General features: G+C 45.1%; 20 protein-coding genes and 1 riboswitch. All 20 genes read right to left on the bottom strand.

Annotated features, from left to right (window positions below; all coding sequences use genetic code 11):
* Window positions 1–16: 16 nt before the first annotated feature.
* The 20 genes from KQI39_RS04075 to KQI39_RS03985 all read right to left on the bottom strand — a co-directional run bounded on the left by KQI39_RS04075 (window position 17) and on the right by KQI39_RS03985 (window position 25,701).
* A complete protein-coding gene (locus tag KQI39_RS04075; protein ID WP_022426189.1) occupies window positions 17–652 on the bottom strand; it encodes an ECF transporter S component in 636 nt (211 codons plus the stop codon).
* A gap of 130 nt (window positions 653–782) precedes the next feature.
* A riboswitch (FMN riboswitch) is annotated at window positions 783–900 on the bottom strand.
* A 47-nt stretch (window positions 901–947) separates the two neighbouring features.
* Window positions 948–2,315, bottom strand: coding sequence for a hypothetical protein (locus KQI39_RS17280; RefSeq protein WP_253293058.1), 1,368 nt, complete (start codon window positions 2,313–2,315; stop codon window positions 948–950).
* On the bottom strand, window positions 2,279–4,108 hold the full coding sequence (locus tag KQI39_RS17275) for a glycosyl hydrolase (RefSeq protein WP_253293057.1): 1,830 nt from the start codon (window positions 4,106–4,108) through the stop codon (window positions 2,279–2,281). The genes KQI39_RS17280 and KQI39_RS17275 overlap by 37 nt, the downstream gene beginning before the upstream one ends.
* Window positions 4,109–4,126: 18 nt before the next feature.
* Window positions 4,127–5,629 carry a response regulator gene (locus tag KQI39_RS04065; RefSeq protein WP_216416758.1) on the bottom strand — a complete coding sequence of 501 codons (1,503 nt, stop codon included), beginning with the start codon at window positions 5,627–5,629 and terminating at the stop codon, window positions 4,127–4,129.
* Window positions 5,607–7,415, bottom strand: a complete 1,809-nt coding sequence (locus KQI39_RS04060; RefSeq protein ID WP_216416755.1) for a sensor histidine kinase — start codon at window positions 7,413–7,415, stop codon at window positions 5,607–5,609. Before KQI39_RS04060 ends, KQI39_RS04065 begins: the two co-directional genes overlap by 23 nt.
* A 142-nt stretch (window positions 7,416–7,557) precedes the next feature.
* Window positions 7,558–8,388, bottom strand: a complete 831-nt coding sequence (locus tag KQI39_RS04055) for a carbohydrate ABC transporter permease (protein WP_216416752.1) — start codon at window positions 8,386–8,388, stop codon at window positions 7,558–7,560.
* Between the two features lies 1 nt (window position 8,389).
* Complete coding sequence (locus tag KQI39_RS04050) at window positions 8,390–9,250, bottom strand: carbohydrate ABC transporter permease (protein ID WP_119239679.1); 861 nt, start codon at window positions 9,248–9,250, stop codon at window positions 8,390–8,392.
* An 83-nt stretch (window positions 9,251–9,333) separates the two neighbouring features.
* Entirely contained in the window at window positions 9,334–10,653 is a 1,320-nt protein-coding gene (locus KQI39_RS04045; protein WP_216416749.1) for an ABC transporter substrate-binding protein, read from the bottom strand.
* 336 nt (window positions 10,654–10,989) lie between these two features.
* Window positions 10,990–12,294 carry a phosphomethylpyrimidine synthase ThiC gene (gene thiC, locus KQI39_RS04040; RefSeq protein WP_173762000.1) on the bottom strand — a complete coding sequence of 435 codons (1,305 nt, stop codon included), beginning with the start codon at window positions 12,292–12,294 and terminating at the stop codon, window positions 10,990–10,992.
* Between the two features lie 403 nt (window positions 12,295–12,697).
* Entirely contained in the window at window positions 12,698–12,910 is a 213-nt protein-coding gene (locus KQI39_RS04035) for a hypothetical protein (protein ID WP_173761999.1), read from the bottom strand.
* A gap of 95 nt (window positions 12,911–13,005) precedes the next feature.
* Window positions 13,006–13,374 (bottom strand): hypothetical protein, encoded by a 369-nt coding sequence (locus tag KQI39_RS04030; RefSeq protein WP_216416746.1) that lies wholly within the window; start codon window positions 13,372–13,374, stop codon window positions 13,006–13,008.
* A gap of 180 nt (window positions 13,375–13,554) precedes the next feature.
* Window positions 13,555–14,796, bottom strand: a complete 1,242-nt coding sequence (locus tag KQI39_RS04025; RefSeq protein ID WP_216416744.1) for a YARHG domain-containing protein — start codon at window positions 14,794–14,796, stop codon at window positions 13,555–13,557.
* Window positions 14,797–14,818: 22 nt separating this feature from the next.
* A complete protein-coding gene (locus KQI39_RS04020; RefSeq protein WP_216416741.1) occupies window positions 14,819–16,834 on the bottom strand; it encodes a serine/threonine-protein kinase in 2,016 nt (671 codons plus the stop codon).
* A gap of 15 nt (window positions 16,835–16,849) precedes the next feature.
* Entirely contained in the window at window positions 16,850–18,688 is a 1,839-nt protein-coding gene (locus KQI39_RS04015) for a tetratricopeptide repeat protein (RefSeq protein ID WP_216416738.1), read from the bottom strand.
* Between the two features lie 167 nt (window positions 18,689–18,855).
* Window positions 18,856–19,851 (bottom strand): bile acid:sodium symporter family protein, encoded by a 996-nt coding sequence (locus KQI39_RS04010; protein WP_216416734.1) that lies wholly within the window; start codon window positions 19,849–19,851, stop codon window positions 18,856–18,858.
* Window positions 19,852–19,854: 3 nt separating this feature from the next.
* The gene (panC, locus tag KQI39_RS04005) at window positions 19,855–20,694 is read right to left on the bottom strand and encodes a pantoate--beta-alanine ligase (RefSeq protein ID WP_021977422.1); all 840 of its coding nucleotides are present in this window, start codon (window positions 20,692–20,694) and stop codon (window positions 19,855–19,857) included.
* 124 nt (window positions 20,695–20,818) lie between these two features.
* Window positions 20,819–21,211 (bottom strand): aspartate 1-decarboxylase, encoded by a 393-nt coding sequence (gene panD / locus KQI39_RS04000; protein ID WP_216416732.1) that lies wholly within the window; start codon window positions 21,209–21,211, stop codon window positions 20,819–20,821.
* Window positions 21,212–21,464: 253 nt separating this feature from the next.
* Window positions 21,465–22,367, bottom strand: a complete 903-nt coding sequence (locus KQI39_RS03995; protein ID WP_216416729.1) for a ribokinase — start codon at window positions 22,365–22,367, stop codon at window positions 21,465–21,467.
* 139 nt (window positions 22,368–22,506) lie between these two features.
* Complete coding sequence (locus tag KQI39_RS03990) at window positions 22,507–23,370, bottom strand: mechanosensitive ion channel family protein (RefSeq protein WP_330653938.1); 864 nt, start codon at window positions 23,368–23,370, stop codon at window positions 22,507–22,509.
* 174 nt (window positions 23,371–23,544) lie between these two features.
* Window positions 23,545–25,701, bottom strand: coding sequence for a Tex family protein (locus KQI39_RS03985; protein ID WP_216416723.1), 2,157 nt, complete (start codon window positions 25,699–25,701; stop codon window positions 23,545–23,547).
* Between the last annotated feature and the right edge of the window lie 66 nt (window positions 25,702–25,767).

Here is a 25,767-nt window from a genome sequence, read left to right as displayed (position 1 = left end):
CGGCAGCTGCTTATGATCAGTCGCCCTTCAGTACAACACGGATCTTCTTATAAATCACAAATACGATCAGAGATGTCAGTGCATATTTAAAGATATTAAACGGAGCAATGATCAGCAGTGCAAAGGTAAGCAGTCCGTTTACGGAGCTGTGTACTGCGCTTCCCATCTGGATAAAGGTCTCGATCGGCATTCCAAAAGCCTTACCGTAAGCCGGAAGCAGCACAAAGGCATTGACAAAGCATGCAAGGATCGCTGTCAGAACTGTTCCCGCTGCCATACCTGCAACTGCATGTACTCTGCTCTTTTTATGACGGAAACGGTAGATCAGGCCGGCCGGTACCACATAGGCACATCCAAACAGGAAATTGGCAACATCACCAACACCGGCAGTCATGGTTCCCTTAGTCACAAGATGTACGAGAATCTTCACAAGCTCGATCAGGATACCTGCTACAGGTCCCATAGCGAAGGTTCCTACCATAACCGGTACCTCGGAAAAATCAAGCTGATAAAAAGACGGTGCAAGAAACGGGATCGGAAACTCAAGATTCATTAATACTCCTGCCACAGCACCAAGCATAGCTACCTGCGCGATAGTTCTTGTTCTGCTTCTTTCCACGGCATTTCCTCTCTGTAATATCTGTTCACTCATAACTCTCTCTCCTTCTTCAGAAATATTCAAAGAAAATTTCTACAAGAAATCTTTATGCGAAAAAAATGTCTTCACATAAAAAGCCCCGGGAGCTTCTTCCCGGGGCGCTGAGCACGTTCTTCAAATACTGCGCGTTCTTCTCTCATCCAGACTTTACTGTCGGTTCCGGAATTTCACCAGATCAGCCGCCGAAGCGGGTCGCGGACTATACCGCCGGTAGGGAATCACACCCTGCCCCGAAGAAATTTTCTTTTTATTGATTTATTATAACGCGCTCTTTTTATAATTACAAGCCTTAATTTTTCTCTGCAAGAACCGGCGCTTTCAGAAGGCCTGACGGTTTTATCTGATACTCATAGGACCAGAGGTCGCCGGTTGTCCTCCATGCATTTGGTCCATACCAGTCTTCTTTCTGATCACAGTTGTGTAAGGTTCCAAATGTATTCACCCGGTTTCCAAATACAGTCAGCTCCAGGAGATGCTCTCCTGCCGGCAGTTCACCAAGAGATAACTCATAAGGAGAAAATGCAATATACCCCGCTTCTTTTCCATCCACAGAAGCCTTCATAACCGGTGCGCGGAACAGATTTGCCCGTACATTTACTTCTCCGCCTTTGCTGATAAATGGAATTTTATATGTCACATTTCCACCATAGAACGGATAACCCTGAACGGTAAGGTCACTGAAGGCTGCCTTGTGGCTCACTGCATCCAGCACCTGGTCTCTTCCCACAGCTTTCACGGAAAACTCTCCCAGCAGGAACATTGCTTCAATATTCACTTTGGAATTATAAGGAATCTCCACAACCAGCTCATGTTCTCCTGCTTCCATCTGCGGAAGCGGAACTTTGCGGATACAGTGATCTACATACCATCCTTCCGCGCGGTTTTCCACAGTTTTCCCATCCAGGAATATTTTTGTTTTCTCATCATTTTCCATGGCAAGGAAAGTTCCTTCCATCAGAGCTTCTGTATGAATATGGAAGCGCAGGGACAAAGTATGTTCGAATCCTTCCACCCTGTCATTGGTCCATGGCTGTGCAAACGCCTCCATACGAAGTGGATATCCCAGCTTCTCACGGAACTGATTGTCAATGCGGAGAATCTCTTCCTCCGACTGCCACTCCCCGCCGTCAAAAGCATATTCAGCCAGATCCAGAATACTTACATTCGGTTCACTGCGGACAATCTCCACCTGATCTGAGATCGGAAGTTCATGGATTACTGTTTTCTCTGTGCTGTCCGTTTTTTCGGACTCTGTTTTTTCATCTGCAGATTCCAGCCACAGAAGCAGGCTGTCATGGTCAAACATGCTTTGCTTCAGAATGGTGTCCCCTTTATGGTACTCTGCTTTCACCGGATAAATTTCACCGGTCATTGCATCATATACGGTCACATTCCATGTTCCACAGATACGGATGCGGAGTTTTTCCTCCCTTGGAAGATCCTGACTTTTCTTACGTTCCTGCAGCTCGTTGATAATAATGCAGGCATCGGAAACTTTTTCCGTGCGGTTTACATGGCAGAGGAACAGCCATCTGTTTTTGCCTTCTTCCCTCATCTGATAAATCAGATTCGTGGAAGGTTTTCCGTCGGCCTCCAGAACCTCTATATCTCTTGCATCCTTTACTGCCTCCAGCAGACGGTACTTACTGAATGCCACAGTCTCACACTTCTCTGCCAGCTTCGCACCTCTCTGTCTGACGGATAGGCATCTGCATATTTCGGAAGCTGTCCTGCAAAGATCACCCGGCCGCCTCTTTCCTTAAATTTCTCAAGGATCTCCAAAGTAGAGCTTCGAAGTGTCAGGCAGTTCGGTACCAGAACTGTATCATATTTCATTACTCCCACCTTCAGAAGTTTTTCCTCTTCCTGTCCCTGATTCAGATCCGGAAGCAGAGATTCTGAAATAAAATCAAAATCAACAGTGCCATAAAGCAGCCATTCGATCATATGGATAAAGTTTTCATCCATCTCCTCACGGATCGGTGCTGTCTGTTCCTTTGGTCCCCAGAAAAGCCAGTAAGACTCTACCGGATGGATCACTGCCAGCTTCACATGTGGCACACCTCTTGTGAGGGCTGTATTAACTCTTGCAAAATAATTTTCCACAAGGGGATATTCTTTATACCACGGTGACTGGTAGCTGATAGAAGCCGGGTAATCACGTTTTGCCTCGCCTGCCATGGAAGTCCAGGTCAGATGTGGTACACGGACTGTTACTCCCAGAGCTGCCTGCCAGTCCCCCTGAAGCTTATGGCCCCGGAAATCAAAATCCCAGTTTGTAACACCATAAAGCTCACTTGTCATTCCTTCTCTTCCAAACTGGTGCACCGCGCTCTCCGCCTGTTTTGCGGTGGAAAGCTCTCTTCTGTCACAGAGCATATCAATTCCCGGAATTTCAAAGGAACGGTAGGAACGCATAGCTTCCCCAAGGGCCGCTGTCTGCGTTTCCAGAGTCGGCTCTTCCATCATATGTCCGGTCAGGGCAATGCCATGTTCCTTACACCAGGTTCCCACCGTATCCGCAAAAGCATCTGCAAAACGCTCTGCAATGTGGTCATGATATTCATAACGGATTCTGGAAACCGCCTCTCCTGGAAGCTCCCAGAACAGCTCCGGAAGATGCTTAAGAAGGCTGTGTCCATATGCAGCCTGGAAAGTTTTTTCCAGATCATCGGTATATGGAATGGTCACATCCATCCGCTCATCTGCAAAATCCAGGCACTGTTTATGGGAAAACTGCGGCTCGTCTGTAAAGATGGCAGGGATGGTTTTCCCGAACTCCTCTCCCAGATTTTCATAATACTTCTCATGGGTTACCTGGATAAAACGTTTTACCGCCTCTTTATCCAGAGTGTTCAGATACGCTTCATTGTTAAACCAGGGATTGTCCCCGGATACTTCAAGATAGGCAAACCATTCCTGAAATCCCTCTTTCAGCGACGCATCCTCATCGATCTTTTCATACTCTGCAAGGTAACCATCCTCCAGCCGTACCTGATATCTTCCAAGGAATGTGCGCTCATTGCTTCGGATCGCCTGTCCGGAAGAGCGAAGCTCACTGTTTCCGATCTCCTTTCCGTCCTGGCACTCCGGAGTAAAAAGCAGAAAACGGATTCTGTATTTGTGATCTCTTGTTACCAGCCCGCCGCCTGCTCCGGATGGCCAGCGGTCTTCATCATACAGCCAGGTCAGCATATCTTTTTCCCTGCTTTTTTTCCAGGAATATTTTACCAGATTCAGAAACTCTTCGCCCATGTAAGGATTGTCCATTCCTGTACGGCAGTGGATATGTCCGCCCCCCATGCCCATCGCTTTCAGGGCATCCAGCGTATTGTCGATCTCGGCTTCTGTCATCTTACAGTTCCATGCCCAGAACGGAGCCGCCCGGTACTCGCTTCCCGGATTTTGAAATTTTTCTTTTGTCAGTTTTTCCCCATTGTGATATAGCATACCTTCATCCTCCATTTTTTATATGATCCCAAAATTTTCTTTCTCCACATATTCCGATGGCCTTACACCGGTGTAGGAATAAAAGATCCTGCTGAAATAAAACTGGTCTTTGTATCCCACTTTTTCTGCCACATCTTTCACATACATCTTCTCTTCTCTGAGAAGAAGTTTTTTCGCCTTCTCCATGCGAAGCGACGTCAGATAAGTATTAAAGGACGCATCTTCATATTTTCGGAAAAGCCTGCTCAAATATGTCTGCGAAACTCCTACGGCCTTGCTTACGCTGTGCAGAGACAACTGCTCCGACATATGTTTACGGATGTACTCTTTCACACTTTCAAAATATTCTTCCGTATCTGTTTTCTGTGTGGATGCCGGATCTTCTTTTACATCCTTGAAAAAGATATCGGAAATTCCGGTGCAAAGCTGCTCCACATTTTCTGCGGTGGAAAAAATATCATCCATAAGAAATTCCGATTCCCGGTAATCCCGGTTTCCTGCATCGTAGCGCTGAAGCAGATAACCAATCTGCCGCACACGCCCTTCAATCCACAGCTGAGGACGTTCCTCCTGCACCCATCTGTGAATCAGCGATTCCGTATCTTTCTGAAGCCGGTCGTACTTCTGTTTACCCGCCAGATATTCCAGTTCTTCCAGATATTCGTAGTCCTTTCCAGGTCTTCCGCCTGGATTCGCCGACGGGGTTTCCTCCAGGATCAATGTCTGATTTTTTCCCAGGATAATAGAAGAATCCAGCTTCCGGTAAAGCTCACGCACCATTTCTCCAATCTGTGCTGCAGGAACGGATTTCTGCCGGATAACAGACGTCACATATGCAGCTTCCGGCTGTTCTTTCCCAATACGCCTTCGTATCATCTGCTCATAATCTTCATCACTGACCAGCTCGCCCGGACATAGATACAGCGTTTCCTGGGTATCACGTCCATACGCAATCATCATCTCATTGATGTCTGAAAAGACTTCCTTTTTTCCCCGTTCCCCATAACGGCTGGGAAGCCCGTTCAGTCTTACAATGGCCCCGTAATAACATTCTGACTGAAAATATCTCCGTAGTGTTTTTTCATCTATGGGAATCTCATTTACCATTTTGTGCATCAGTGTGTTTCGTTCTTTATAATATTTCTGCCTCAGCTTTTCCTCTATTCTGGTAATCAGTTTGGAAAATTCCGAAGGCACGATCGGTTTCAGGATATAATCGCACACCCCAAATGCGATAGCCTGTTTTGCATATTCGAATTCCTGATATCCACTGACAATGACACTGATCACTTCCGGATAACGCTTTTTTGTTTCTTCCACAAGCTTCAGGCCATTCATCACCGGCATCTGAATATCTGTAATCAGAACATCCGGTTCTCCTTTTTCTTCCATCAGCTCCAGCGCTTCTTCTCCGTCATAGGCGGTTCTCATAATCTCAAAATCACTGTATTTTCTTTTTATGATGTTGACAATGAGACTAGCTGCCATAGGCTCGTCATCAACGACCATCACCTGATACATCGGTTCCTTCCTCCTTTTCCGATACTCCTATGATGACACTTAATCCTTCTTCCATGTTGCGTATCCGGAATACCGCTTTTCCATTGTACAGAAGAAACATTCTTGCATAGGTGTTTGCCAGCCCCATTCCGCCGATTTCCATCTCTATACTGCTTCCCCTGGACATAATCTTTTCCCGGATTTTTCTCATTTTTTCGTTTAATTCTTCACGTACTTCTTCTGTTGCCCCCTGTCCGTTATCCCGGACTTCAAAGTACCAGCCGGTTTCATCACGCCAGCCCTTTACCTGAATTTTCATGATATTTTTGCTGTTATTATATCCATGCTGTATACTGTTCTCTACCAGCTGCTGCAACACGATCTTGGGAAGCTGTTCCTGTTTTACGGATTCTTCGCAGTCCACCTTCACTTCCAGACGATGTTCATATCTGGATTTCAGAAGGAAAATATAACGGTCAAGATACTCCAGTTCTTTTTCTACTGTGGCATACCGTTCCTTCGTACTTGTGGAATACCGTAACATTGCTGCCAGACATCCGCAGATTTCACAGATTTCCTCATCTCCGTCCATCACACCTCTGCTGGAAATCACATTTAGCACATTATAGAGAAAATGCGGATTGACCTGGGCCTGCAGGGTATCAAACTGGGCCTGCAGCTGCAGAAGGGACATTCGTTTTTCTTTTACAATGGATTCGTTCAGTCGACGCATCAGGTTCTGGTATGCGATTCCGACTGCCCGCACTTCATCATCTGTATCCGGAACTGCAAGCTCTGCATCCATATTCTCGATTCCCGTATTTTCCATCTGATCCTTTAACGCAGTCAACGGCCTGGAAAGCTTACTGGCAATAAAGATTACCACACCCATGGAGATCACAAAACAGCCTATAGCCATTCCCAGAGCGATCATCACAGCCTCTTTCATGCCCGCAACGATCTCTGTCTTTTTCTCCAGGGCAACTACACGGATTCCATAATTATCGGATATCTCTGATGCTGATGCCCACATGCTTGTGTCTGAAGAAACAGTAATGGAATCCTTTTTTGTTACTTCCGGATGTTTTTTTATGTAGCTTACCAGATCGCCGGTCAGTCCCTCGGACTGATACAATACTTCTCCTCCCGGAAGAAACGCCACAACTTTAATATCGGAATCCGGAACCTCAAATATAGCCTTCAGTTCATCCGTAGCATACTGTACTTCAATATATCCGAAATCTCCGCCCTGAACTTTTCTTGCCAGGGAAAAAACTTCCTCGCTTTTTCGTATTCCCCAGCCATCCATATGTGGTGCTATCAGGATCGGTTTGCCGTGCATTCTGGCTGCTGAATCCAGCCATTTGATATCGGATGTATTCCTTGCCTTATTGGTAATTCTTTCCCCTGTATTTGTACTGGATACCACATCACCTGACTCATTAAAAATAATAACTCTGTAAAAATTACTGTTTACATAATACATAGTGAGCCCGGAACTCAGTGTATCCAAAAGATCATTATGCTCGATAGCCTTACTGACGGTATTCTTGCCATAGCACTTCGGCAAAGTCTTCATAGCATTGAGCATATCCGGATCTGACAAGATATAGTCTGTCACATGCTTCATGGAATCCACGGTAAAATCAACATTAGCAGACGTCTGTCTGGAATAAAATTTTAAAGTCTGAGCAGCTTTTTCTGATAATCTCCGGGAATTAAAGTTATAGCAGACCACTCCCAGAATTGCAGATATAAAGAATATTACAACAGAAAAACCTAGGATCAGTTTTGTACGGAATTTCATAAGAACACCTCTCATTTCATCTGTATATAGCAATAAACAGATACCCCGCCTGTACAGCAGAGTATCTGTTTTTCCCAGTTGCACGGCATCTTAAATCTTACCATACAAAACTGATCTTGCATATTTGGTAACCTGTTTTACATCAGCCTTTGACAGCTCCGGCTACCATACCATCTACGATCTTCTTGTTGAAGAACAGGAAGAGGATCAGCATTGGAATGGTGATAAGCAGTACATCTGCAAACAGCAGATTGTAGGAACTGGAATATCTTCCCATGAAATTGTAAAGAGTAAGCTGAACTGTTACGTTGTCATTTCCGGGAAGGAAATACAGCGGGTTTGTAAAGTCATTGAAGATCGTTACCGCATTCAGGATAATGATCGTGGAGGTAACCGGTTTCAAAAGAGGGAAAATAATCTTTACAAACAGATTGCTTCTCGTACAACCGTCAATATATCCGGCCTCCTCAAGCTCTACCGGGATCGTATTCATAAATCCCTTGTAAAGCATGATGGTAAACGGAATCTGAAGTGCTGTCTCAACCATGATCATACCAAACATGGTTTTGTAAATATGAAGTCCCTGCATAACCCAGATGGTAGGAAGGATCGCAGGAGGGATCATAAGACCTGTCATAACAAGTGTATCCACGATCTTTACAGGTCTGTCAGATCTTCTCTGAAGAACATAACCTGCCATGGATCCTACAATGATCAACACGATCAGGGATCCTATCGTAAGGATGATACTGTTCTTAAATGCTGTGATGATCTGATAATTATTTGCGGAAAATACTTCTTTGAAGTTACTCCACATCCACTCCGTCGGAAGGGAAAGTCTCAGAAGGTTTGCTTCTTTTCTGTCCTTCAGTGCATTGATCAGCATGAAGATAAACGGTACTGCAAAAATGAGAATACCGAAAACACATCCAAGGATGTCTCCTAATAAGGTAAGTCTTTTCTGTTTTTTCATTTTAGTTGTACACCTCCCTGCTGTTAAGGAACTTCTGAAGCGGGAATGCGATGATCGCAATTACCGCAAACATGATAACGTTTCCTGCTGTAGACAGGCCGAAGAACCCTGCCGCATACTGCTTGTAAACAACGGATGCAAGTACGTCAGTTGCAAATCCAGGACCACCCTTTGTCATAGCCCAGATCAGGTCAAAGCAGCGAAGTCCGCCGATCAGGGAAAGTGTGATAATGGTATTTGTTGAAGAGCGGACCAGTGGCATTACGATGTTTCGGATGGTCTGCCAGCGGGTTGCACCGTCAATGGAAGCAGCTTCATAATAGCTGGAATCAATAGATGTGATACCTGCAATAAAGATTACTGTGGAAATGCTGACACCCTTCCATACATCAACCGCAATTACGGAAAACAGGGCAAGATGTGTATCACCCAGCCAGTTAGGTCCGGAAATTCCAATAGCTGCAAGAACTGTGTTGAAAAGTCCCTTGCTCGGATGCATCAGTGCTTTGAAAATAATACCGATTGCTACCGCACTGACAAGGTTCGGGAAGAATACAAGAGATCTTAAGAAATCTTTTGTTTTGATCTTACTTGTCAAGAACAAAGCGATAAAGAATGCAATGATCACCTTCAGTCCACTTGTAAGAACTGCATAGATCAACGTATTTTTTACAGATATACTTAAGGAGTTTTCACTGAAGAATGTTTTATAGTTATCAAGGCCGCAGAATGTAAATGATTTCAGGTCCCATACAGTTAAGCTGAAAAACAGTGATGTCACCATCGGGATGATGAAGAAGATCACAAAAATCAGTACTGCCGGAAGAAGAAACCATAAACTGTATATTTTCTTTTTGTTCATGCTTCATTTCCTTTCCGATTTCCAGATGTCTGGCTGACATTAAAGCTGGCCGCCTGAAACACAGGCGGCCGACATACATTTACTTATTTCCAATCAAGTCCAAGCTGTGTTGCCTGTTTCTTGCAGTCCTCATCGTAAGCCTTTGCAGCTTCCTCTGCTGTAGACTGTCCTGTTGCAACCTCAGAGCAGATATACTCGCAGTTTGTTCCTTTTACAGATGTCTGGAACTCCATTGCAACATTTGTTTTTCCTGTGTCAAAGTATTTCTCCTGAGCCTCTTTAACTCCGTCATATGCGTCATCCGGAAGCTCATATCCTTTGATACAATATGGGCCGTCTGGTTTCTGTGCTTCTGTGAATGCGTCAAGTGCCTCATCAGATGTATAGAACTCCATAAATCTTAAGATATCATCTTTTTTGTCGCTGTTAGCGTTTCCGTAAATAGCTGTTGGCTCCCAAACTGTAAGGCCATGGTTGTCAGCATCATCTCCCGGAACACCCATAACACCGATCTTATTTACATCGTCTCCGTAGAGCTCATAGATGCTGGAAAGTGCCTGAGAAAGGATGAACCAGTGAGCACCCTCGCCGTTTACAAGCTTATCGCATGCATCTGCGTATGTAGTTGCTGTGTAATCCTCGTTAAAGTATGGCTGAAGGTCAGCAAGTTTCTGGAAGCTCTTAAGACCAGCCTCTGTTGTAGCGTATTTAGCTTCACCAGCTTCGAATTTCTCTGAGAAATCCGGCTCTGCTGCAAGTACATTGTAGTGATCTCCAAGGTATGGAACCTGAATTGTCCAGGAATCTCCAAGAGATCCGATCACTGCTGTCTCACCAGCATCTTTCAGTGTATCACAGTTTTTAAGGAAATCTTCCCATGTATCCGGAACCTCGAGATCATATTCCTCATAAAGGTCTTTATTATAAAGGATACATCCGAGGTTTGTAGCTGTAAGCGGAACACCATATACTGCAGTATCCGATCCGGCACTTACTGCAGATGCAAATGTATCGTCAAGACGGCTTGCCCACTCTTCGCCGGAAATGTCGATAAAGTTGCTCTCCGGATCAAGCTCGTTGAGCTTAGCTCCTGAATTGTATCCACAAAGATCTGTCATCTCGCCGGAAGCAAGTCTTGTTTTTACCTGGTTGTCTCCGTCACCGCCTGATGCACGAAGCTCTGTCTCAATGTGGATACCTGTCTCTTTCTCGCAGAGATCAAATACTGCCTGATATCCGGCAGATGCTGTATCAGAATCAATCAGGAACGTAAGAGTAGCCTCCTTGTACTCCCATTTGCTGTCGGAATCTTTGTCGTCAGCTGCAAGTACGCTTGTTGCACCTGCCAATGTTGTTCCCATCATTGCTGCACAGAGCAGAATACTGAGCATCTTTCTTTTCATGTTTCGTCCTCCTTTATTTTGACGTTCTCCGTTATTTGATGATGCTATTTTAACAATTTGGACACAAAAAATACATGGATTATCCAATCCTTCTGCATGGATTATTGAGCACTTTGCATATGTAGCATGTACTTTTTTCGTCATGTGGACGACATTTTACATGGAAAAAGAGCCGCCCTGTTGTGATATCTTACCCAAAACATGGACGGCTCTGACATTCCAGTTTCTTCTATATTATATTGCAGCGAAACAATATATCCCGTCAGCACTCGGCTGGCTGCCGGATATCCCGAAAATAGGTATACTGTGCTACATGCTTATCTGCATTTCATTTTCTTACAGAATATCGATATGTTCTCCTGCAAGTGCCTTGTTCATGCTTCGTACTGCACAGAATTTACCGCACATAGAGCAGGTATCCTCATGTTCCGGTTTACGGTCATTCCAGATACGTTTGGCTGTTTCCGGATCCATAGCGCATTCCCACTGCGCTTCCCAGTCAAGCTTTCTTCTGGCATCTGCCATCTTATCGTCGATCTCACGGGCTCCGCGGACACCTTTTGCAATGTCTGCCGCATGTGCAGCAATCTTGGAAGCCATGATTCCCTGTTTCACGTCTTCAAGGTTCGGAAGTGCAAGATGCTCTGCCGGTGTTACATAGCAGAGGAATGCAGCTCCGGACATAGCTGCTACTGCGCCGCCGATTGCAGATGTGATATGGTCATATCCCGGTGCAACGTCTGTTACGATAGGTCCTAATACATAGAACGGTGCACCCTGGCAGATGGACTGCTGCACTTTCATGTTTGCTTCTACCTGATCAAGCGGAACGTGTCCCGGTCCCTCAACCATAACCTGGACATCTTTTTCCCATGCACGTTTGGTCAGCTCGCCAAGACGTACAAGTTCCTCGATCTGACATACATCTGTTGCATCAGCCAGGCATCCCGGACGGCATGCATCTCCAAGGGAGATGGTTACATCATACTCACGGCAGATGTCAAGAATCTCATCATAATATTCATAGAACGGGTTCTCCTCGCCTGTCATGCACATCCATGCAAAAACAAGGGAACCTCCTCTGGAAACGATGTTCATTTTTCTCTTATGGTTGCGGATCTGGTCGATAGTTTTTCTGGTGATTCCGCAGTGAAGCGTTACGAAATCTACGCCATCCTGTGCGTGAAGTCTTACTACATCGATGAAATCCTTGGCTGTCAATGTGTCAAGGTCTCTCTGATAGTGGATAACGGAGTCATAAACCGGAACCGTTCCGATCATTGCCGGACACTCGCTTGTCAGTTTGCGGCGGAATGGAATGGTGTTTCCGTGGGAGGACAGATCCATAATGGCATGTGCGCCCATGTTTACAGCTTCCATAACTTTCTGCATTTCCACATCGTAATCCTTGCAGTCTCTGGATACACCGAGATTTACATTGATCTTGGTGCGGAGCATGGAACCTACACCTTCCGGATCAATACATTTATGATTTTTATTTGCACAGATAACGACTTTACCGGATGCTACCAGTGGAAGAAGTTCCTCTGTTGTCATTCTCTCTTTTTTGGCTACAACTTCAAGTTCAGGTGTGATGATGCCTTTACGGGCAGCTTCCATCTGTGTACTATAATTTCTCATGTAAAAAAATCTCCTTTCGTGTCAACATCTGATGTCTGATTTTGGAAAATACACAAAAAACCGGCTGTCGCAACGCGTATGCATTACAACAGCCGGCTCTTAATCTTTCGTACTTAAATGAAAATCCTGTGTACTTCAAAATGTCTTCTGTACTCTCTGATCTTCTGTATCTTTAAGAATCCTTCGTGCATATGTCCCTACGTTGGCATTATCCAAATCAGGTTATGGGTCAAGACATTTACAGTCTACTCTCAGCTCGCTTCAGCGGGCCCCCCTGTTTTCATATGTTGGGGACTTTTGTCGTCCATGAGATTATTATAGTATAACAGAAAAAATTTGTAAACCGCATTTCTGCATTTTATGACTTTTTCTTTCGACAAAACCTGAACTGTGTTGATTTTTCTTATGCTCTCTCCCCACAGTCCGCCATACATGTACAGATCGTTTCTTTATGATTTCTGCAATTGAATCTTTTACCCTGATGTGCCAGAAAGGCCAGCAGTTTTCGAAAATATTTCCGGCGCTTTTCTTTTTTCTTCCGTTCCTTTTCAAACTGAGTTTCAAATCCCTGATTGATTATTGCTCCGATCATGGAATATGTATCATCATATTTCATACTGCTCTCCTCCTTTTATTCTGCATGGATGTTTTTTTATTTATCTACATCATAGCGGAATGTCGGAGTTGCTTCCATGGTCTGAAATAATCAATTTAATTGACTTTATTTATTCTTTCTTCTGTACTGGCTCGGTGTGTCCGGTCTCTTCTGCTTTCCGGAATACTCACATTGTTTCCGTGGCGTCTCGTCAGCTCCACAAAAAACAGTGTAAGAATGTTGCAGATAATCCTGTCCGAAAAACTGTCACCTGTTTTCTGCTCTCTGTACATATCCAGAATGTAATTGCGGATAACCGTATCATTCTTCGTATGAAAAAGAAGGTAGCGAATTTTTTCCCGGGAATACAGATTCCCCACAAAAAAACTGGAAATCTGGGTTTTATCACGGACTGTATTATAGAAGATGTCCATGAATGTACTGCGGCGGATCAGAATATTCAGAATGATGCTGTCATCCTCCACCGCCAGAATTCCGTGTCTGACATTCGGAGCAATCAGACACAGATCTCCGGCTGTCAGTTTCTCCGTGGAATCCTGAAAAAAATTATTGCAGTTCCCGGACCAGATCTTTATACTCTGTTTTTTCTCGTTCCATATCTAAGCTTCCATTTTCCTCGGAATACCACCTGATTACTGTGCTGGCTATTTTCCATGCGTACCGCTTAATTCATCTCTTCGGTTTTCCAGCAGTTTTTCATTTGCTTTTTCATACTCGTTGAATTCTGCGGTAATCTGATCATCTGTTTTGGACGCATCCGGGTGATACCAGCTTTTTGCCTGGAAATAAGACGCAATCTCTGCAGTCTGGAATGCTCTTCCGTGGCGGGCAAAGATTTCGTTGATTGCATTCTGGATATCATCCAGGCTTAACCCTGCAATTTCATCTGCGCTGAGATATCTGACATTAACATCCGGCAGTATGTATTCTGAGGAATCTGATGTGGAACTGCTCTGCTCTGTAGAAGTGCCTCCACCTGAAAATTCCTCAATATTCTCCGGTATTTCTCCTGTTTTATCTTCCACCGTACAGGTAAATCCATCCTGAATATCTTCGGAAGGATCTGCCATCCACTGATTGAGACCTGAAGGTGAGCAAGCCGTACCTTTCGTCATCCGTAAAATCGGATACAATTCAGAATTGGCGTCTACCGTCATATTTTCAAAGAAAACTCTCGGACTTGCAAAGCCAAGAGAACAGAATTTATCAATGGAATCTCCGGCTTCTCCCTCAAAATTTTCCCAGAACATATCAATGGGCGATCCGCTGAAATAAAGGCTGTCCGTCTCATCAATCGGATTTAAATTTCCATCTTCCAGCCGAACTCCTTTAAAAAACCATTCCTGTCCTGTTGCGATCACGCCTTCATCGTATGCTTCGTAATAAAATTCATAACTTCCCTTATACTTCCGGAAGAAAACAGAATCCTCTTCTTTTACACATCTTTCATCAAGACTGCTGTAATCGAACTCCTGATACTCCGAAGCGCTGACGATTTCCTGATCCGAAGTAATCTCCCAGGATTCTCCTGATTTTCTCAGCATCTGAAAATGCACTCTGCCATCATAGATAACGGCAAAAATTTCCGGGCTGCCATCCCCGTCAAAATCTTTCGGAAATGCCGCCAGGATTCCGCTGTCTGTATCCGGAACCAGACCGGAACTGTTATCTTCGTTTCTGTGAAGACTGCGAACATAACTCTGATTTCCCATATATCCCAGTCCGCTTATCTGAGATACCACATTGACTGCATCGGAAGCATTATTAACAACCGACGAAATTCCGGAATCTGCCTGCTGCTTTTCTGCTGATACTGTACTTCCCGGAATGACAGATAAACACATTCCTGCAGACAGCGCTGCAATGATATATTTCTTTTTTCTCATACTTTCCCTCCCTGTTAGACATTCAGGGTATCCATCCGCTTTGTACTGCCTGCTGGTACAGATCATCCATTCTGTCCATTTCCATATCGTTGGCATTTGAAGACAGCTGTTCCTGATAGAGTTCTTTTGCCTTCTTATAATATTCCTGAAATTTGCTGTAGTCTCTTGTATCTTCTGCTTTTTTCCCCTGGACTGCTACTTCCAGAAAAGCCAGGTTTTTGTAAGTGCGGTAGTCTTCTCCGTAAGTTTTCAGCATTTCCTGAAGTTTTTTCTGTGCATTGGCATAGTCATCCATATTCTGGTAAAGAACTGCAATATTACATGCCGTATCGTAGTCTCCCATTCCACGGGATTCAATCTGGTCAAAAATCTCCAGTGCGCTCTGATAATAACCGGAATCTCCGGTGTCTGCGCCAAGATCACTGTATACCTGTGCCAGTTCTTCCAGTATTCCGATGTTATTTTCTGACGGAAGTTCTTTCCTTGCCTTTTCCAGGAACTGTGCCTGCTGTTTTTTGCTGTCAATGCTGTCGTTCTGCTTATCCATGCATTTTACAGCCATGATATAAGAACGCATCTGAATATAGGAATCTCTGCTGTTCTCGGCACAGTCCCTGAAAATTTCTTCCGCGCTGCTGTAATCTCCGGTATTGTACTGGATTTCTCCTTTTACATAAGAAACATCCGCAGTGCTGAGGCCTTTGTCCGCTGCTTCATTCAGAAGTTCTTCTGCCTTGTTTGTGTTTCCACAGTAAGCTTCCGCAATGGCATAATCACGGTAATAACTTCCATTTTCGGAATTAATGCGGATGGCCGATTCATATGCATTGGATGCGTTTTCATACTCTTCAAGCTGAGAGTAGGAATCTCCCAGAAGATAATAGACACTGTCCAGAGAAATATCCCGTTTTATTTTTGAATCAGCCAGAATGGTATCATTGATATATTTAACACAGTCCCTGTATTTCTTTTCACGGTTAAGAGCCTCTGCTTTATCCAGATAAGCGTCTGCTTTGTCCGGATAAATCCGGATTGCCTTCTGATACCAGGTATCCAGATCTTCATAATTGCCATCGCTGATGCTCTCTTCCATTTTTGAGACTGCTTCTTTATAATCTGCCTGTCTTTTTTTATCGATCTGATTATATCCGACCAGAAGAACCGCTGTACCCATAACTAAGCAGCCTGCTATAATTCCTGCAATCATGTGTGTTTTTTTCGGCCCGGTGTTATCTTCAGTCAGCTTATTCAGATCCGCATAGAGCTCTTCTGCACGCTGATATCTTTTTTCAGGGTCTGGTTCCAGGCATTTCATCACAATCGCAGCCAGTGTCTTGTCTGTTTCCGGCTTTAATTCCAGTAATGGCCGTACACGTCCGTTCTGGTCCATAACAGGCTTGCTTCCTGTAATAAGGTGATAGATTGTCGCTCCCAGGCTGTATATATCCGCTCTTCTGTCAATTTTTTTCCAGCGGAAACGATCCGTTTCACGTTCATTATACCGGATTGCCGCGATCTGCTCCGGCGGCGCATACCCCGGAGTATATCCGGTTACATACGCAGCTCCGCCTCCAAGACTGAAGGAAATATTAAAATCAATGAGACAGATATTTCCATTCGGCATCAGCATAATATTTCCGGGCTTCAGGTCGCTGTGAATCACCGCCGGATTCTGATTATGAAGATATGCCAGGGTTGCTGCAATCTGTTTCATCCAGATAATAATAGAACGTTCCGGAAATACGGTTCCTGCATCCAGGTACTGCTTGAAAGATTTTCCGGGAATAAATTCCATAACCGTATAAACACTGCCATTATCTTCCACAAAGTTGAATACCTGCGGGAGGCAGGTGTGTTTCAGATTTTTAAGCACATCTACCTCTGTCCTGGTATTCATCAGATCCTGGATATCTGTATTGACTTTTTTCAGGACTACATATTTATTCAGGTTTCTGTGATACGCCTTATATACCGTGCCACCGTTTCCAGCTCCGATTTTTTCTATGATCTCGTATGTATTGTCGATATATTTCTGCATTTTCTGGCAACCGTCCTATTTGCTTTTTGCTGTGAGAGTTCCGCTTCCTGCCGGCATCTTTACAGTCAGAACCGCCAGATCGGTACAACCCTCTGTACCGGACAATCCATCTCCAAGAGGATCCGGAATATCACTGAGATCCTGATATGGATTTTCTGCATATCCACGTGCCTGCAATGCTTCTGCATTACTGCTGTTCCAGCTTCCTGTAAGGCCGGATGGCTGCAGGCTGGCAGCCAGACTATCCTGTCCCTGTCCGTTTGTAACAGAACCGGAAGCACAGAGAGTTACACTGTCGTCAGATTCTACCTGATAAACTTCAACAGCAGTTGCTGCCTCCGGTGTTTCATCACCGGAATCATATCCATAACACCAGGTTGCAAAACCGATTTCAATTTTTCCCTGATAATTCATAAGGAAACAGTCCTGTGTATTTCCATAGGACAGGCTTTCCATCGGGGTTTTCATTCCTGTTGATGTCATCTGGGAAGTCTTTAATTCCACGGTTCCGTTTTCTTCCTTATAAATTCGGAAACCCAGACTTCCGCTCTTTACCTCCACTACAAGAAGTTCTTCTGCTCCGTCTCCGTCCAGGTCTCCCCTTGTTTCTGCCAGACGTCCGGTCAGAGCGGAAGCAGATGTCTCCCCGTATGTAAATGGAATCTGTGTATCTGCCCAGCTGACAGGTGGAAGTTCTTTCGCAAGTGTATTGTTTACATAATCTTCCAGAAGATCTCCGGTGCCAGAAGGTGTTTCGGCTGTCTCTGATGTACCTTCTGTTCCGGATGTTTCATCGGTTCCTGATGTTTCATCAGTTCCAGAATTTTCATCAGTTCCAGATGTTTCGGAATCTTCGCCGGTTTCTTCTGTTCCGGATGTGTTCGTATCTTCTCCATCTTCCCTTGCCACCGGAATTCCGTCGACTTCGGTGTCCCCGGCATTATCGCCTGTGTCCGTATCTTCTCCCGGATCTGGTGTTTCCTCTGCGTCATCTCCTGTCTCCGGTGTTTCGGTTACGGTTGGTTCTTCTGACGGATCTTCTGTCGGATTCGCTTCACCTGTTATGATCGGTTTACCTGTCGGGTCGATGATCTGTACGATCGGTTCTTCTGTTATTGTTGGTTCTGCTGTTACGGTTGGGTCTCCCGTTACATCTGGTTCTCCTGTTACGTCCGGGTCACCTGTCACATCCGGATCACCTGTTATATCCGGATCGCCTGTCACGTCCGGATCACCCGTCACATCTGGTTCACCCGTTACACCTGGAGCCGGGCTTATAGTTACTTTACCCATATGTACGTCTCCATCATCGCCACCCCGGTCACGTCCGGGATCACCTTTCTCTTCCGGCGTAGGTGTCACTGTAGGATCCTTCTTCACAACGATTACCGTATTATCCGTATGATTTATGACCGTATTAACCGTCTGGTCAATCTGGTTCAGTTCCAGATTATATGTAGTTTTGTTCTGTACGGCCAGCTGTGACCTTGTCTCTTTGGAGGCCAACTGAATTTCCCTTGCTTCTTCTCCGTCTGTCACATTTGCGCTGGCTTTTCTCAGGTATTTCACTGCCTTTTCCGGCTGTTTTTTCTTATTGTATACTTTGGCCATTCCAGTGGCTGCTTTTGACGATTTCGGGCTGATTTTCAACGCCTTGGCAAACTTCACTTCTGCTTTATCATAGTTGGCTTCTGCCAGATATTTGTTTCCAAGATCAATCTGTTTTCCGACTCGCGCCGCATTGACCTTATCCGGCACTCCCAGCACAACAATCATGACAATGACCAAAGCCCACAGAACACCTGCTGCTGCCATTATGATAATATAAGGCGCCTTGTTTTTTTTCTTTTTCATACCTCTCTCCTTCTTCCAGATCCCCTGCAAATCTAATGGTTATATCTGATTTTCATTATAAAACTTCCTCTGTATTATTGTCCAGCAAAAAACAGTGTACAGATTTCTCCATACACTGTCTTTTTATAAGTGATATAAAACTCCCCTTTGTTTTTCACTTGATTCTTTTATCTGACGCACTCCTCTGGCAGTTCACAGCTCCCTTTCTGTTCTGCCAGACGTTCTGCTCCGGCACGGCGGATTCCCGCAAAAATGGAACCTGCAATGTTGTGCCATACGCTGAAGATCGCTCCCGGAAGTGTTGCCAGCGGATTGGCCGCAAAATTGGCCGCTGCCAGCGAAACTGCCAGGCCGCTGTTCTGCATGCCCACTTCAATAGCTATGGCAGTTGTCCTTGCATACTCCACATGGAATATTTTTGCAGCAAGAAGTCCCAGCATCATGCCACAGAAATTGTGGATGGACACAACTCCCAGAACCAGAACTCCGCAGCTTACGATCTTTTCTGCATTTACTGCCACGATCCCTCCAATGATCATGACAATGGCCACAACTGATACCAGCGGCATAACATCCGATACCTTATCCACATGCTCTCCAGTAAGACTTCTAAGAAAGACTCCCAGAAGAACTGGTATCAGAATTACTTTTACCACAGAAAGTACCATCGCCCAGAAAGATACTTCCACCCAGGCGCCTGCCAGGACATATACAAGAAACGGCGTCATCAGTGGCGCAGCCAGTGTGGAAACAATGGTCATTCCCACAGAAAGGGCCACATCTCCTCCTGCAATGTAGGTAATTACGTTGCTGGCCGTTCCTCCCGGGCAGCAACCTACCAGGATCACTCCCAGGGCCAGATCTGCCGGAAGGTTCATCACCTTACACAGAAGCCAGGCGATCACCGGCATAATGGTATACTGAGCCACCGCACCGATCACCACTTCCTTTGGTCTGGAAAAAATAGCCCGGAAGTCTTCCATCCGTATGGTAAGTCCCATTCCAAACATGATCACGCCCAGAAATACCGACGTATAATTCGTCATCCAGGAAAATCCATCCCGCCAGAAAAAGGCCAGGCAGGAAAAGGCGATGATAATGATTCCTATATATCTGGATGCAAAGCTGCTGATGGTTCCGATTTTTTTTAAGATTTTTTCCATATATTATACCTCGTAGCTGAAGTTGTCGATCAGTCTTGTTTTTCCGATGTAAACAGCCATTGCTACGAGAACATCCCGGTCTGCTTTTTCAACCGGCTGCATGGTAAGTGCATCTACCATGGAAACGTAATCAATTTTTGCAAGAGGCTCTGCTTCGATTACTGCTCTCATTTTTCCCAGAAGTTCTTCTGCGGCGATTCCTGTGTGAATGGTTTCCTGTCCCAGTTTTACTGCTTTTGACAGGCAGAGTGCTGCTTTTCTTTCCTCCTGGCTTAAGTATGTATTTCTGGAGGATTTTGCAAGTCCGTCCTCCTCGCGGATGATCGGGCAGCCTACGATCTCAATGTCGAAGTTTAAGTCACGCACCATCTTGCGGATAATCGCCAGCTGCTGCGCGTCTTTCTGTCCGAAATATGCTCTGTCCGGTGCCACAATGTGGAACAGTTTGGTCACAACGGTGCATACGCCTTTGAAATGGATCGGGCGTGTTTTTCCACAAAGTGTTTCAGACAGGGTGTCTATGCTTACAAATGCGTGGGGATCGTGATACATCTCGGAAGGTTCCGGGCAGAAGATCAGGTCTGCTCCCAGACTTTCACAGAGTTTGCTGTCACGCTCAAAGTCTCTTGGATAGGCTTCCAGATCTTCGGTCGGTCCAAACTGTGTAGGATTGACAAAATCCGATACTACTACAATGTCGTTCTGTTCTCTGCACTTTCTGATCAGGCTTGCATGCCCTTCATGGAGAAATCCCATGGTTGGCACAAGGCCTACAGTTTTTCCTTCTTTTTTCCACGCTTTGATCTGTTTTCTTGTTTCTTCTACTGTTTTTGTTACCTGCATTGTTCTCTCCTCTTTTCCGGTTCTGGGACCGGTTTTCTTTATAGATTTCGAGATAGCCTCTTTTCTGAATTCACCTTCGTCTTATTTCTGTATGTGTCTTGATTTCTTCTGCTACAAAATTCTGTCAGGCCATATCTTTCAGCAGTCCGTGTTTTTCATAATTGGTCACTCTGCTGATTTTGTTCTCTTCATCTACAAATACAACTGCAGGCTTGTGAGTACGTGCTTCTTCCTGCTCGTACCCTGCGTAAGCCATGATGATGATCTTGTCACCGGTGCTTACACATCTTGCTGCTGCTCCGTTCAGGCAGATCATACCGCTTCCGCGCTCTCCGCAAATGGTGTATGTCTCGAAACGGCTGCCATTGTTCACATCTACGATCTGAACTTTTTCATATTCCAGTATTCCGGCAGCTTCCAGCAATTCTTCATCCACAGTGATACTTCCCACATAATCCAGTTCCGCCTGGACAACGGTTGCTCTGTGGATCTTTCCTTTTAACATCTCTATTGTCATCTTATATAAGTCCTTTCCTGCAGGGAATGATTTTCTGTGACACAAAAAAAGGCGCTCCAGGGTACACTTCGACCCTGAAACGCTTCTGATTGATTCCCTGTATGTTGAGTCCTGTTTATATCATTAATACAGGCTCTTATCTTTTATAATATAAGATTCCAGTGATTTCAGCCAGAGTATAGTTTTGAGTCCAAATACTATCTCTGTGGGGTATTATGGCATTGTGGCACTGATTTGTCAATAAAAACTGCTGCTATGATCTGCCACGAAGCCATTCTTCCATCGCACTGTGTACCGGAATAGAAGGTGCCGCGCCTTTGGCTGAAACCGCCATTGCGGAAGCTGCCGATGCTTCTCTCAGTGCCATTTCCACTGATTTTCCCGCACAGAGCGCTGCCAGGAAATATCCGCAGAAAGTATCTCCTGCTGCTGTTGTGTCTACAGCATTTACTTTAAATATCGGATGAGAATAAAATTCTTCTTTATATCCGTAGAGAACCCCGTCTTTTCCAAGTGTCATAACAATGGCTGCTTTTGGATACTTCTTTTGAAGTGCTTTCAAAATATCCCGGAAATCACCTTCTGCGGAAGTCCCTGCCAGAGCTGCTGCCTCCAGTTCATTTACCATAAAGATATCCACCAGTTCCAGCGGAAGTTCTTCCGGATTTTTTGGAATTGGCGATGCGTTAAAAACAACTCTGCAGCCTTTTTCATGACTGAGACGGATAATTTCCCCAACCATATTGATCTCATTCTGCAGAAGCACAAAATCTCCGGCTTCTGCTTTTTCCAGCACACTTTGGATATATTCTTCTGTATACATGCGGTTTGTTCCCGCACTGACAATAATACGGTTCTGTCCCTTACTGTTTACTTCTATAAAAGCACAGCCACTTTCTGTATCCATCATTCGCAGACAGGAAACATCCGCACCGGCATCTGCAAGGATCTCTTTCAGAAAAAGACCGTCACTGCCAACAGCTCCTGCATGCAATACCTGCGCGCCTGCCCGGGCTGCTGCTACTGACTGGTTCAGCCCCTTTCCACCGGCATTGACACTGTATCCCGTTGCCATGATCGTTTCTCCTGGCTGAACAAATTCTTCCACACTGCAGACCTTGTCAATATTTAAAGAACCAAAATTAATAATCTTCATAATATTTGCCATCCCCCCTGTTTTTTCTTAGTATATATTTTCACACAAAAAAGTCCGCAATACAAGCCACAAAAAGCCCCTTCATACAGCAGTTTTCACACCATATAAAAGAGCTTTTTCTTCAAAAGTAATTTTGTTTTTATTTATGCAAATGCACATCCAGCTGATTATAAGGAATCTCAATTCCATAATAATCAAAATCTTCCTTGATCCGCTGATTCAGTCTCCATCTGGTTTCCCAGTAACGGTCCGTGTCTACCCACACACGGAAGCCCATGATCACGGAACTTTCTGCCAGTTCGTCTACAAATACCACCATCTCTTCGTCTTCTCTGGTATCCGGATCTTCGGTGAGAATATCTTCCAGGATATTCTTGGCTTTCTGGATATCTGCATTGTAGGAGATTCCTACCTTGATCTCCAGTCTTCGCTGATCTCTGGCTGTTACATTGGTGATGGTCGTATTGGAAAGAGTACCGTTGGGGATCACGATGTGCTTGTTATCAATAGATAACAGGGTTGTATAACAGATCTCGATCTTGGATACGGTTCCCTCACTTCCATCCTGTCCGTTGACAATGATATAGTCTCCTACCTGGAAAGGCTTGAACAGAAGGAGCATCATTCCTCCGGCCAGGTTGGAAAGTCCACCCTGCAATGCAAGACCCAAAGTAACACCGGCAGTTCCAAGAAGTGCTGCCAGGGATGATTCTTTCACACCAAAACTTGTAGATATGTTAAAGAGCAGAAGTATGTAAAGCACGATCTTGACCAGGGATGACATAAACTGCGCCACACCTGTATCCAGTTTGGATTTTGTCAGTGATTTTCTAACAAACTTAACGATCCATTTAATTACCGTGCTGCCCACCCAGAAAGCAACAATGGCCAGAACAACTTTGATTCCGAATTTTGTGATGTCCGGAAGATAATTCTCAAACATCTGCTTATACTGGCTTACCTGGTTTCCTACCTCCTGCACTGTCTGTACAGTACTGTCCAAATAAAATCCCTCCTGTCTGATCATATTTCTGATATAGCCGGACTCTATAATCCGCATCTGGTAATATAATAATACAGCAGCGTTTTTTTTCTGTAAAACCGATTTCTCCGGTTCTGCGAGATAGAAATAATAAACCGCTGCTGTATCTGTATTATCATTCTGTTATATTTTTCTTTATTTATTAATTCCCTTCATGGAAAGGCTGATCCGCTTCTTCTTCATATCCACACCAAGGACACGAACATCCACGATATCTCCCACGCTGACTGCTTCCAGCGGATGTTTGATGAATTTCTCGCTCATCTCGGAAATATGAACCAGACCGTCCTGATGAACTCCGATATCTACAAAAGCACCAAAGTCAATAACATTGCGGACAGTTCCTTTCAGTACCATGCCCTCTTTCAGATCTTTCATATCCAGGACATCGGTACGGAGGATCGGTTTTGGCATCTCATCTCGTGGATCTCTGGCCGGTTTTTCCAGCTCTTTTACGATATCACGAAGAGTTGGCTCACCGATTTCCAGCTCTTTCGCCAGTTTTCCGTAATCGCGGATCTGTCTGGAAATGCCGGTAAGTTTACGCTCTGCCACATCTTCCGGTGTGTAACCGAGTTTTTCCAGGAGTTTTTTTGCTGCGTCGTAGCTCTCCGGATGAACACTGGTTGCATCCAGAGGATTTTTGCCCCCTGTGATCCGTGTGAAACCTGCACACTGCTCAAAGGCTTTCGGACCAAGCTTGGCAACTTTGAGAAGTTCTCTTCTTGTCTGGAAACGGCCGTTTTCCTCACGGTAAGCGACGATATTTTTTGCGATGGCCTTGCTGATTCCGGAAATGTATTCCAGAAGGGATGCGGATGCCGTATTCAAATCCACACCGACCTTGTTTACACAGTCTTCCACAACACCGTTCAGCGCTTCCCCCAGTTTCTTCTGGTTCATATCATGCTGATACTGGCCCACACCGATGGATTTCGGGTCGATCTTTACAAGCTCTGCCAGCGGATCCTGAACTCGTCTTGCGATGGATGCGGCACTTCTCTGTCCCACATCGAAATTCGGGAACTCTTCTGTTGCAAGCTTGCTTGCAGAATATACGGAAGCACCTGCCTCGTTGGTGATCACGTACTGAACTTTTTCCGGGATCTCCTTGAGAAGTTCCACGATAATCTGCTCGGACTCTCTGGATGCAGTTCCGTTTCCTACGGAAATCAGGGTTACGTGATATTTACTGATGAGTTTTTTCAGGGTTTCCTTGGCTGCACGGATCTTGGTCTCGTTGGTTGGCGCTGTTGGATAAATCACGGTGGTATCCAGAACTTTTCCGGTCGGATCTACCACTGCCAGCTTACATCCTGTACGGAAGGCCGGGTCCCATCCAAGAACGACCTGTCCTGCGATTGGAGGCTGCATGAGAAGCTGCTCCAGATTTTTGCCAAAGACATGGATGGCACCGTCTTCTGCTGCCTCTGTAAGAGCGCTTCGGATCTCACGCTCAATGGCCGGTCCGATGAGACGTTTGTAACTGTCCTCAATGGCTTCCTTCAATACCGGTGTGGTATTAGGATTGTCACGGACGATCACCTGTTTCTCCAAATAACGGATAATCTCTTCCTCCGGTGCAAGAATCTTCACAGTAAGGAATTTCTCTTTCTCGCCACGGTTCAGGGCAAGGACACGATGACCTGCAAGCTTCTTCACCGGCTCCTCGAAATCGTAATACATCTCGTATACGGACTGCTCTTTCTCATCTCTCGCAGTAGAGCAGATCGTTCCTTTATCCATAGTTCTCTTACGGATGTTGATACGATAGTCCGCCTCATCGGAAATATGCTCTGCAAGGATATCTCTGGCGCCGCTGATGGCTTCTTCCACAGTTTTGACTTCTTTTTCTTCGGAAAGAAATGCTTTTGCCTCTTCTTCAAGAGGTTTCTTCGTCATCTGAAGAAGAATGATATCAGCCAGCGGTCCCAGACCTTTTTCCCTGGCGATGATGGCACGTGTACGGCGTTTCGGGCGGTATGGGCGGTAAAGGTCTTCTACCACAACAAGTGTCTGAGCTGCCTCGATCTGTTTCTTCAGTTCCGGAGTCAGCTTGCCCTGCTCCTCAATGCTTCCGAGAACCTGGGCTTTTTTGTCCTCAAGATTTCTTAAATAGGTAAGTCTCTCGTTAAGGTTACGAAGCTGTTCGTCATTGAGAGTACCGGTTGCTTCTTTACGGTATCTGGAAATAAAAGGAATGGTGCAGCCTTCGTCGATCAGTTTGACTGCTGCCTCGACCTGCCATTTCTCAACGTTCAATTCTCTGGTAATTACCTGAATAATATCCATTTTTATCTTTCTCCCGTTGTTTCAAATTTGCCTGAGGCTGCATTTCCCTCTTTACACAGCTTCTGA

It is taken from the genome of Blautia sp. MSJ-36, from assembly GCF_018917985.1.
Lineage (GTDB): Bacteria > Bacillota > Clostridia > Lachnospirales > Lachnospiraceae > Blautia_A.
The sequence above is the reverse complement of the archived record's forward strand: the minus strand, read 5'-3'. Positions and strand labels throughout refer to the sequence as shown.